10 protein-coding genes are annotated in these 11,199 nt (G+C 62.4%); 3 read left to right on the top strand and 7 right to left on the bottom strand.

Annotated elements, in window-relative coordinates; genetic code table 11:
• The first annotated feature begins 114 nt into the window (after positions 1 to 114).
• Positions 115 to 864: a UDP-2,3-diacylglucosamine diphosphatase gene (locus F4X08_14180; GenBank protein MYD26945.1), complete on the top strand. Its 750-nt coding sequence runs from the start codon at positions 115 to 117 to the stop codon at positions 862 to 864.
• Positions 865 to 1,130: 266 nt separating this feature from the next.
• Here F4X08_14180 and F4X08_14175 read toward each other — a convergent pair whose 3' ends face one another.
• The 5 genes from F4X08_14175 to F4X08_14155 all read right to left on the bottom strand — a co-directional run bounded on the left by F4X08_14175 (position 1,131) and on the right by F4X08_14155 (position 6,758).
• A complete protein-coding gene (locus tag F4X08_14175) occupies positions 1,131 to 2,537 on the bottom strand; it encodes a hypothetical protein (protein ID MYD26944.1) in 1,407 nt (468 codons plus the stop codon).
• A 534-nt stretch (positions 2,538 to 3,071) separates the two neighbouring features.
• Entirely contained in the window at positions 3,072 to 4,085 is a 1,014-nt protein-coding gene (locus F4X08_14170) for a dipeptide epimerase (protein MYD26943.1), read from the bottom strand.
• Positions 4,086 to 4,096: 11 nt separating this feature from the next.
• Positions 4,097 to 4,744, bottom strand: a complete 648-nt coding sequence (locus F4X08_14165) for a site-2 protease family protein (GenBank protein ID MYD26942.1) — start codon at positions 4,742 to 4,744, stop codon at positions 4,097 to 4,099.
• Positions 4,745 to 4,775: 31 nt separating this feature from the next.
• Positions 4,776 to 6,050, bottom strand: coding sequence for a CCA tRNA nucleotidyltransferase (locus F4X08_14160; GenBank protein ID MYD26941.1), 1,275 nt, complete (start codon positions 6,048 to 6,050; stop codon positions 4,776 to 4,778).
• 24 nt (positions 6,051 to 6,074) lie between these two features.
• Positions 6,075 to 6,758: a methyltransferase domain-containing protein gene (locus F4X08_14155; protein ID MYD26940.1), complete on the bottom strand. Its 684-nt coding sequence runs from the start codon at positions 6,756 to 6,758 to the stop codon at positions 6,075 to 6,077.
• A 201-nt stretch (positions 6,759 to 6,959) separates the two neighbouring features.
• On the opposite strand from F4X08_14155, the gene F4X08_14150 reads away from it, so the two are divergent.
• Both F4X08_14150 and purU read left to right on the top strand, forming a co-directional pair.
• A complete protein-coding gene (locus F4X08_14150; GenBank protein MYD26939.1) occupies positions 6,960 to 7,205 on the top strand; it encodes a ferredoxin family protein in 246 nt (81 codons plus the stop codon).
• A 237-nt stretch (positions 7,206 to 7,442) separates the two neighbouring features.
• Positions 7,443 to 8,300 (top strand): formyltetrahydrofolate deformylase, encoded by an 858-nt coding sequence (gene purU / locus F4X08_14145; GenBank protein ID MYD26938.1) that lies wholly within the window; start codon positions 7,443 to 7,445, stop codon positions 8,298 to 8,300.
• A gap of 129 nt (positions 8,301 to 8,429) precedes the next feature.
• Here the strand turns inward: purU and F4X08_14140 are convergent, their stop codons facing one another.
• Positions 8,430 to 9,404, bottom strand: coding sequence for a 2-oxoacid:ferredoxin oxidoreductase subunit beta (locus tag F4X08_14140; GenBank protein MYD26937.1), 975 nt, complete (start codon positions 9,402 to 9,404; stop codon positions 8,430 to 8,432).
• On the bottom strand, positions 9,397 to 11,133 hold the full coding sequence (locus F4X08_14135) for a 2-oxoacid:acceptor oxidoreductase subunit alpha (protein MYD26936.1): 1,737 nt from the start codon (positions 11,131 to 11,133) through the stop codon (positions 9,397 to 9,399). Before F4X08_14135 ends, F4X08_14140 begins: the two co-directional genes overlap by 8 nt.
• Positions 11,134 to 11,199: the final 66 nt, after the last annotated feature.

The following is an 11,199-nucleotide window of genomic DNA, read 5'->3' as shown; positions in this document are numbered from 1 at the left end:
CTATTGTATTTTAATTAACGCACGCGAGGTGAATTGTCAATCCAAAGTTATACTCCCTGTTGCCCGGAAAACCGGCTGGTTTGGTTGCCGTGCTTTTTCGGGTCTGATCCTGTTATGAGCCAAGATCCCGTCTATTTCATTTCCGACGCCCACCTCGGTATCGACGATTACGAGGCGGAAGAAGAGAGAAGAAACCGGTTGCTGGACTTCCTGCGAAGCTTAAGGGGCGGGACCCCGCTATTGTACATCGTGGGTGATCTATTCGATTTCTGGTTCGAGTACCGCAGCGTCGTGCCCCGCCAGCACTACACGGTACTGCACGCCTTGAGCTCGCTCGTGGAGAACGGCACGCGGGTCGTATACCTCCCGGGGAATCACGATTTCTGGCTGGGAACCTTTCTGAACGAGCAGGTCGGCGTGGAAACGGCGGAGGGTCCGCTTACCGCTACCCACCACGGACGCAGGATTTATGTCGCCCACGGCCACGGCCTGATCACCAGGGACCGCGGATACCGCGCGGTATCGAAAATCATGCACAGCGCGATCAGCATCCGCCTGTTCCAGCTGATTCACCCGGACTGCGGCTTCAAGATCGGCCGGCTGATATCGCGGATGAGCAGGCGTCATGGATCCCCCACGGACTGGGATCCGCGGGAAGCCTACCGGGACCTTGCCTTCGACCTGCTCGACGAAGGCTACGACGCGGTGGTCTTCGGGCACATCCACAGCCCGACGCTCCAGTATCGAGGCGAGAAGGCGTATATCAACCTCGGGGACTGGATCCGGCACGGTACCTATGGCGTGTTGCGCGAAGGCGAGATGTTCCTGGAGAAGTACGGGGACGAGGAGCAACCTGCAGAATAAAACGCCTCGGCGCGCTCGGGCGCCGGGGCTTTCGTCTTTCAGGCCGCTCGCCCCTTTCAGTGGCCGTGGCTCCTACTCGGGGCGAACGGGAAGGCGTTCCAAGGTGCCTGATACAAATGCATGAGGGTGATAGTACCACCCGAGGGTGGGACGCGAAGGCAACCCTCACTCTGGATAACCACGGGCGACACCTCAGAACTATAATTGATGCTCCAGGACTCTGTCTGCACCCTGGCTACGGGCCCGGATTATCCGATAGCGTGTTGTCAGCTCGGTTCCTCCAATACCTGCTTCTTGACGATTACGGCCGGCAGGGCGATGTCATCCGCTCCGTCGAGACTCAGGATGATGCGCGCCGTACCTTCACCGGTGATTTGGCTACCATCGCCGTCGTTATTCACAGTTACCTGGACGATGCCGGCGCTGGGATTGCCTACAGAAACCGAGCTGGCGACGGCGCCAAGTACGCTACCCTGTTGCTGGATTGTAGCTGTTATGGAGCCGGAGAAGCCTTCGTCTATCGGGGCATTGCCTTCTGAGTCGTACTCTCTAACCTGAACTGTAAAGACGACATTCTCGCCCACGCCGCCGGAACCAGCCGCGGTGGCGTCATCCCCAGGATCATAACTCGGGCCGCGAACCGGATCATTTGAAATCAGCGTCTCACCATCGGTCTGATAGATTCTGGTGAAGGTACGCTTGGAGGCGGCAATTATGGTGTAGGTAAGCTTATGGGTAACATCGCCGCCCGGCGTCACGTTGATCGTAATCGCCTTGGACGCAACGTCTCCGTAGTGCGCGGTGATCTTGGCGGAACCGACGCCGACCGCGTTGGCCTCGGAACCATCGATCTCGATCACGCTGTCGTCGGAGCTCATGAAGGATGGACTGACTGGAACCTCTTTGCCGTCCCTTTCCGCCGTCTTATCGTCTTGAGCTTTGTCATAGGCAGTGGCTGCAAGGGCTACAGATTCACCATTGGTGAGGAAGAACCCGTCAGCGGGGCTGTCCATAACGATACTCTTGACCTGCGAAAGGACCGTGACTTCAAAGGAAACCTTGATCCCGCGTCCCACAACGGTCACAGAGATGTCGGTTTCCCCGGCGCCGACTCCTTCGATAACGCCGTCATCGACCGTCGCGACCTCGGCATCTTCCGACGCCCACGCAAACGCGACGGGGATGGACTCCTCGTTCTGCGCGGAAGCCGTGGCGGCTATCTCAGTGGTTGCACCGATGTCCAGCGTAACATTCCAGTCATCACCCGGATCGCCCTCAGCGAAACCAGGACCAGCGAAGGTGTTGGAGGCATCGTCATTGCCATCCTGGATCAGCGTGACCTCGTGAATAGCCGCCAGGATGTTACCGATGCTGCCTGGATCAATGGTGGCCGGGTCACCAGGATCACCCTGCGGACCTGCCGGACCTGCCGGACCTTCGGGGCCTGCCGGACCTGCCGGACCTGCCGGACCCGCCGGACCAGAATCACCCGTGTCACCTTTCGGGCCAGCCGGGCCAGCCGGGCCAGTCGGACCAGTCGATCCCTGGGGACCCGCCGGACCCGCCGGACCTGCGGCACCCGCCGAGCCGGTCGGACCCGCCGGACCTGTCTTGCCTTCGCAGCCCATCACGGAAAGCGCGAACGCAATCACAAATACTATGAGGTAATGCATTATGGTCTCCCGTTTATCGATTGTTACTCTTTGCTGTAAAATCGCTGCTTCGTTAAGGCACGGATCTATATGTCCTCCTTTCCCGTCCTGTGCATTGCGTGAAATGGACAGTCGTTAAACGATCGGAGATTGTGTGAATTCCGGTCTCGAATGATTGGATTATTCTGAGCGACACCATTTATATTCATTTCGATTTATCTTATTTTTCTATCGTATTTGCTTAATTAATAATTAGTTTTATCCAAGTCAACACTTTTTTGCTTTTTTTCTGCGACGGGCGCGGTCTCCGGGTCCGTACTTGCGGTACAGGACCGGAGGCAAGGGGGGCTAGTCGTGTTCCGGCAAGGGTGGAAATCGGGGCGGGGCCGTGAAGGCGAAACTCATTATAATACGATTAAACTAATTTTTATTGGTGTATTTTATGCCTCGAAGACAACCATGAGACGCTGCCGGGCGAAGACCCGGCCGGCATGCCCGGGGCATCGGGTTGCGGATTTACACGGGTTCGGTGGATCGCCGGCGAACACCCGGCGCTTATGGCCGAGGTGTTATCCCTGTTCCCGGTCCTTCGGGCAGGACCAGGCGTCCTCCCCGCACGGCCGCACCGCTGAAGAGATCGTTGGAAATCAACAGGTTGCCGTCCAGGTCGGCATAATCGGCCAATGGGGAGAGGTGGGCCGCGGCGGTGATGGCGACGGAGGTTTCGATCATGCAGCCGATCATGACGCGCATCCCGTGAGCCCGGGCGGTGTGGATGAGGCGGAGCGCTTCGCGGACCCCGCCGCACTTCATCAGTTTAACGTTGACGCCGTCCACCAGGCCGGCCATGGCGGGCACGTCCGGGGAGACCAGCACGCTTTCGTCGGCGAAGACCGGCATGGCCGCCGCCTCCCGCACCCTGCGCCAGTCCGCGGGCGAACCGGGGGGCAGGGGCTGCTCCACGAGTTCCACGCCGAACTCGGACAGGCGGCCGACCATTTCCACGGCCTGGTCCGCCGTCCACCCCGCGTTGGCGTCGATCCGGATGCGCGCATCCGTTTCATCCCGGATCGCACGCATGATCTCGAGGTCCTTTTCCGAACCGAGCTTGATCTTCAACGCCGGGTATCCGGCGGCCTCCCGCACTTTGCGACGGACGGCTGCCGGCTCGTCGATGCCGATGGTGAATGAAGTGACGGGTGTTTTCGCGGGATCGAGGCCGAGCCACCGGTAGAGCGGTACGCCGAGCCGCTGTGCGGCCAGGTCGTGCAGCGCGATATCCACGGCCGCGCGTGCCGACGGATCGCCCGGAAGCGCGGACGCGAGGCGATCGGTCGTTTCTTCGAGTTCGAAGGGATCACCGCCGAGGAGCGGCGGCACTTTCTCCAGCGCCCGGATGACCGAACCGGCGTCTTCCCCGTAGTAGCGGGAAGGTGCGGCTTCACCCGTGCCGGTCAGCTCGCCGTCGGAGATGCGCACGAGCACGTTTTGCTTGTGATCGCTGACCTCGCGGGCGATGCGGAAGGGATGGATGAGGTCCAGGCGGACCGTCTCGGCGCTTAGCCGCATGATACCCCCGCTTAGAAGCTGCTGAAGATTTCGCTCATCAGGCGCAGGCTGATCTGGGCGGGCACGGCGATCCACGTCCGGATGATGCCCAGCCGGAGCATCTGGTCCGCGATGATCAGGCCGATCAGCAGCATGGGGCCGTACATCTCCAGCTGGCCGTACCGCTGCGCCTGCGCCGGGGGCAGCAGTCCCTTCAGGACCCGCGACCCGTCCAACGGGGGGATCGGCAGCATGTTGAAGAAGGCCAGCGCCAGGTTGATGATGATCCCGTACCGGACCATCTGACGCAGCGTGTCGGTCAGGGCGCCGCTCGAGGGCATGTGGGTGAAGACGCCCACCAGGATGAAGGCCAGGATGATATTGGACACCGGCCCGGCTAGGGCGATCCAGAGCATGTCCTTCCGTGGATTGCGCAGGTAGCGGGGATCCACCGGCACGGGTTTCGCCCAGCCGATGCCGAATCCGCTCATGACGGTGATGATCAGCATGATAGTTCCGGCCGGGTCGAGATGCACCAGGGGGTTAAGCGAAAGCCGTCCCATGCTGCGCGCCGTGGGGTCGCCCAGTTTCCACGCCGCCCAGGCATGGGCGTACTCGTGAAAGGTCAGGGCGAAGAGGATCGCCGGCATGGCGACGAACAGGATCGTAAAGTCGGGCATGGATACTCCTTTGCTAGGCTAGCGGATCCATTCAGGGTTCGGGGGGGTGAAGGCGCGACCGAAGATCCCGCGCGGCACGGCGTTCCTCCTCCTCGGTCCCGATTTCGCCGTTTATCTTCATCGAAAGCACTTCGTCCAGGATTCTGCCGTAAGCCGGACCCTCCGCGATGCCCAGGTCCTTGAGCGTACCTCCGTCGATGGACAGGCGCATGTGCCGGTGCTGGTGGTAATAGGTTTCGCAACGCTTCCGCATGCCTTCGTCCGGGTGGGTCAGTGTGACGAACAGCATGGTGTCCTCCGAGAGCGTTCGCACCGCGCGGAAGAAGTCCGCCGGCGTATCGATTTCCCCGGACTCGACGGCCCGCTCCACGGCGGACCACCGGGACATGTCCTCAATAGCCTTCCTGAGACGCCGGTTGGGCTTCAACCGGTCCACGACGCCCCGCAGCGTCTCGGCCCGGTGCGGGCCGAACAGTGCCACCAGGTACAGGATCCACCAGCCGTCTCGGGCCGGAGACGCCGGAACGCCGGACGGGCTGATCTCCCGGACAAGCGTCTTCAGTCCTTCGTCGGATCCGAGGGCGGGGTGGATGGCCCGGAGGACCTCGAGTCCTTCCAGCCGGTTGAAGACCAGCCAGGGATCCGGTTCGAAGCAGACCAGTTTCAGCTGCTCGAGCAACCGGGGGCCCGAAAGGTTCCCGATCATGCCCCCGGCGACCGCTTCCCGGAACCTTCGTTCGGTCCCGCCCTCGAGCCTGAACCGAAGGCGCTGTTCGAACCGGACGGCTCGGAAGAGGCGGGTCGGATCGTCGATGAAGCTCCGGTCGTGGAGAATGCGGACCCGTTTCTTCCGCAGGTCGGACCTGCCCTCGAACGGATCGACCAGTTCGCCGAAGCTTCGCCCGTTCAGCGAGACCGCCATGGCGTTGATCGTGAAATCCCGCCGCGCCAGGTCCACGTTCATCGTCGCGGACGCCACCCTGGGCAGCGCGCCCGGACACTCGTAGGTCTCGCTGCGGGCTGTGGCTACGTCCAGGCTGTGGCCTTCGGGCATTTCCACGGTGGCCGTCAGGAACCGGGCATTCGGTGTGGAACGGGCTCCGGACGCCCGGGCCAGCCGGGCGGCGAATCCCATGCCGTCCCCTTCCACGGCCAGGTCGATATCCGTCCTGGAACGTCCCAGCAGCAGGTCCCGTACGGTCCCGCCGACCAGGTACAGCGCCAGTCCCGATTCATCGGCCAGGCGGCCGGCCCGGCGCAGTTGCCCGCGGATCCCCTCCGGCAGTTGGTCGATGGCTTCTTTCATGTCCTTTCCGATCTGGGCAGCGGCTCAGTCTTCCTTCAGAAACCGATGGACGATGATGCGGTTGTCCTTGCTTTCGAATTTCACCTTTCGGGGCTGCGCGCTGTGGCGGTATCCCCGGGTGATCATGGATTCGACGAAGGGGGCGGCCGCCCGGCGGTCGGGATCGCTCGCGAGGAACATGCCGCCCGGTTCCAGCGTTTCGTGGAGCAGGCGCTGGATCGGGTCGTGATTCGGCCTTTCGTACAGGATGTCCGAGCCGATTACAATGGTGTACTTGCGGTCGAGATCCGGGTTTCTCCAGTCCAGGAAGCGGAATGATACGCGCCCATCCAGGGCATTCAGCCTGGCATTGTACCGGGCGAAGGCCAGGGCGTCTTCTTCGTAATCGCACGCGGTGACCGCCAGTCCGGCCGCGGCCGCGGCGATACCGGCCAGGCCGATGCCGCAGCCCAGTTCCAGGATCCGGGAACCGGCGGGCGCGGGGTACTCGAACAGGTGACGGCCGAGACCGATCGCCGAGGGCCAGATCTCCGCCCAGTAGGGCAGGCGTTCATCCTCATCGTAGAATTCCGGGTCGATTTCGTCGATGAGCACATCGGGATCGCGTACCGCCAGCATGTCCAGGTTCACCCACTTGCCAATGGCTATGGACTTGAAACAGACGTCGTAACGGCGGGCCAGCTCGGTGGGTACGGCGAACGGTGGCATGGCCTTTGAACTTAAGGAAGAACCGGTCCGCGGTCAAACGAATTCAGGCTTGACAGGCCATGACGGGCCGACTATTATACTACGGTATTTTGGCGGCGGAACCGTTGCCTGGTTTGATTGTTTGTTCCCGACGGTACCGGGTTCGACGCATCCTCAAAGCCGGTTTGTTTCAAGAAAGCGTGTTTTAGCGAGGAGACTCGGATGACCTACATTATCGCAGAGCCATGCATTGACGTAATGGACAAGGGCTGTGTCGATGTATGCCCGGTGGACTGCATTCACACCAAGGACGGCGAACGGATGCTGTACATCGATCCGGAAGAGTGCATAGACTGCGGCGCCTGCGAGCCCGAATGTCCGGTTGAGGCCATTTTCGCCGAAGAAGACACTCCGGACGAATGGCAGAACTACATCCAGATCAACGCGGATTTCTTCACGGACGACTGACGGCCCTGCGCCGATCAAGCCAGGGCGGAGCGCCCGCCAGCGTCCGCTATTCGCACACCAGCGTCCGTCGATTCCGCCCGGTTCCGTCCGGTCCCGCCTGATCTCGCCCGCCGCTCCACGGCAACCGGGCCCTGCGGAAGGGTCCACCTTCATGCCCTCTTCATCTTCGATCCTGCCCCCCGAAGAGGACACGCGGTACGCAGCCAAACCACAAACCCACGGTAACGGTCTCCATTCATGAAGGCACGCACCGTAAAGAACTTCCTGCTGGCCCTGTCCTGTCCCAAGCGCACGGGACTGATCTACACCGTGACCCGCTGGCTGGCTGAACAGGGTTGCCACGTCATCGAAAGCGACACGTACATCGATCCGTTCAGCGAGCGGTTCTTCATGCGCGTCCATTTCGGCGGTCCCGTAACCTTGGGATCCCTGTGGCGGACCTTCGCACCCCTGGCGGATGAGCTCGAGATGCAGTGGGACCTGTCCTCCGACGATACGCGGCCCCGGGCGCTCATCATGGTGTCGCGGGAATTGCACTGCCTGCTGGACCTGCTGAACCGCACCCGCATGGACAAGCTCAGGCTGGATATTCCGCTGATCATCTCCAATCACCCGGACGCCGGACAGCTGGCGAAGGAATCGGGCCTCGACTTCCTGCACCTGCCCATCACGCCGGAGAACAAGGACGAGCAGGAGGAACGGCTGATCGACGAGATCGAGGAAAACAACATCGATTTCGTCGTGCTGGCCCGGTACATGCGGATCATCGGCCCCGAGGTCTGCGAGCGGATGGCGGGCCGCATCATCAACATCCACCACTCCTTCCTGCCGGGATTCAAGGGTGCCCGGCCCTACCACCAGGCCCATCGGCGCGGGGTGAAGCTGATCGGCGCTACCGCCCATTACGTGACGGCCGACCTCGACGAAGGTCCGATCATCGAGCAGGACGTGGAGACCGTGACCCATCGCATGTCTCCGGCGGAACTGACGGCCGTGGGGCACGACATCGAACGCATCGTGCTGGCGCGGGCCGTACTCTACCACATACAGCGGCGCGTGTTGATCAACGGACGCCGAACCGTGGTGTTCCGGTGATGTTCCGGGAATGCTGAGGTTTTACTGAGGGGAAGCCGGTCCGGGCGGACCATGCCAGGATCGGGCGACGCCGGGCAGGGCCGGATCGCGCCAGGCGGCCATGCGGCCATGCGTACCGGGCCCGCAGGCTCAGGCGTACTGGTCCATCAGGGCGTCGATGGTCGCCTGCTCGTCGCCGTAGGCCTTGGCGTACACGTCCTGCAGCTTGTCGGTATAGGTGCGGTACACGTCCTGGAAGAACACGCCGCTGTGGAAGACGCCGTCGCCCACCTCTTCCATGGCCATGTCGATCGCCTTGATCCGGTCGCCGGTGTCCCAATCGTCCGGCAACGGCATGAAAGACTCTTTCCAGGGGTCGTAGGTGTTGTAGAAGGTGGGGCAGGGACTCATCGCGTGGACGAAGGCGAACCCGGGGTGATCGAGCCCCCGGCCGATGATTTTCGCCATTTCCGACGCCTGGCTGGAGAACGTGCGTGCAACGAAACTGCAGCCGTACACGATCACCATGGCCAGGATGTTCAACTGGCCTTCCAGCACCCCTTCGTAGGGCGCCATCTTGGGCATGGAAACGCTCCGCCGCAGCGCCTGCATCCCCGTGGGCGTGCTGGGTGAGGGTTGGCCCTTGGTCAGACCGTACACCTGGTTGTCCATCACGATATAGGTGATGTCCTGGTTGCGCCGTACCGCGTGGGGCACGTGGCCGCCTCCGATGGCGAACCCGTCGCCGTCGCCGCCGACGGCGATGACGGTCAGATCGGGATTGGCCGCCTTGACGCCCTGGGCCGCGGGCAGTGCCCGGCCGTGTACCACGTGCAGGCCGTAGGCATTGACGAATTCAGGCAGTCGGCCGGAACAGCCGATACCCGACACGATGACCACGTCCCTGGGATCCAGGTTGCGTTCGGCCAGCGCGCGCTGCAATGCGGCAAGCACACCGAAATCCCCGCAGCCGGGGCACCAGGTAGGCTTGACTTCGCTCCGGTAGTCCTTGAGCGTTCGTTTTGCGGCCGGCTTGAGCGGCTCGGCCGGCGCTGACTGACTGGCCTGACCGGGCTGTTCGGGCGCCGTGGTCTTGGCGGTGTCGGCCGTACGGACTTCAGCCATACTGCAGCACTCCTTCGATGTATTCCTCGATCTCGCCCGCCTTGAAGGGCAGTCCCGTTATGATGTTGAACCGCTGGAGAGAAACGGCCAGGCGGCCCTGCAGGTAGTTCGCGAACTGCCCGCTGGCGTTCAGTTCCACCACCGAGACCACCGGGATGGATTCGATGAAGGCGCGCGCTTCCTTCTCCGGCAGGGGATGGAGCATCTTGAATATCAGGGCAGCCACCTTGTACCCCTTCGCGAGGGTCCGGTCCAGCGCTTCCAGAATGGGTCCTTCCGACGATCCCCAGCCGATCAGCCCGAGCTGTGCGTCCTCCGCGCCGTACCGCTGGACGAACCCGGGCTCGTTTACCGCGGATTCGATTTTCTGGTGCCGCTTTTCGGTCATGCGGATATGGGCTTCGGGCGAGTAATCGATGTGGGCGTGCTCGTCGTGTTCCAGCCCCGTGGCCACATAGTGCTGGTCATGGCGGCCCGGCAGAGGCATGGGAGAGACGTAGTCCTCCGTCATCTCGTACCGGTCGAACTCCTCGGGCGTGACGCTGCCGTTCAGTTCAGGCTGCTTGCGCTCGACGATCTCGACCTGGCTCAGATCGGGGCGGGACATGACCTGCGCGCGCTGTGAGAGATGCTGGTCGCTGAGCAGGATGACCGGGGTCTGGTACTTCTCCGCGAGATTGAAGGCCTTGACCGCCGTGTAGAAACAGTCTTCTGTATTGGTCGCCGCGATCACGATACGGGGCGCCTCGCCGTGGGCTCCGTGGATGGCCAGGTTCAGGTCCGACTGCTCCGTCTTGGTGGGCATGCCGGTACTCGGACCGCCGCGCTGGACGTCGACGACCACGAGGGGGATCTCCTCCATGGTCGCCAGGCCAAGGGCCTCGACCATGAGGGACAGGCCCGGCCCCGCCGTGGCGGTCATCACCTTCGCGCCGGTGAAGGACGCACCGATGGAAGCGGTGATGGCGGCGATCTCGTCTTCGGTCTGCATCAGGACGCCGCCCACCCTCGGCATCGCTTTCGCCAGCGTCTCCATGACGTCGCTGGCCGGCGTGATGGGATACCCGGCGTAGTACCGGCAGCCGGCGGCCAGGGCGCCCATGCAGAGCGCGTCGTTCCCCGTCATGATCAGCTGGGCGTGTCCGTTCTTGCGTTCGACGGTGACCCGGAGGCCCAGGTCGATGCCGTTTTCGTCGACGTAGACATAGGCCTGCTTCAACGCGTTGATATTGGACTCGAGAAACTCTTTGCGCCGTCCCCACCGGCTTTCGGACACCATCTGCTTTGCCGAATCGAAGGGAATGCCGAGGCAGGCGGTCAGGATCCCGAAGGCCAGCACGTTCTTGGACTTCATCGTCTTGATGACGGTCTTCGTGATCGTCTGGAGCGGCACGCCGATCTGCGTCAGCGCCAGGTTTTCGTCCGCGTCGCATTCGTCCGGATCGTAGATCACGACGCCGGTGGGCTTGACCTCGCCCACGTGAATGTCGTAGTTCTCCTGGTTCCAGACCATCAGGATGTCCAGGGCGTCGCCCGGCGAGCGCACGGGCGTGTCCTGCACCCTGACCTGGGTCATGGACGCGCCGCCCTTGATTTCGGCGGGAAGGTTCTTGAAGGTATAGATGTGCAGACCGGACCGGGCCAGAGCTTCGGCCAGCACGTCGCCGACGGTAAGCACGCCTTCGCCGTTCTCGCCGGCGATACGTATAGTCAGGTCAAGCTGATCCATCAAACGGCCCTCGGCGATCTCCAGGCGGGTTCAAATCCACAAAACCATTTGATTATATGGGGTTAG

It is taken from the genome of Gemmatimonadota bacterium (assembly GCA_009841265.1).
Lineage (GTDB): Bacteria > JAAXHH01 > JAAXHH01 > JAAXHH01 > JAAXHH01 > JAAXHH01.
The sequence above is the reverse complement of the archived record's forward strand: the minus strand, read 5'-3'. Positions and strand labels throughout refer to the sequence as shown.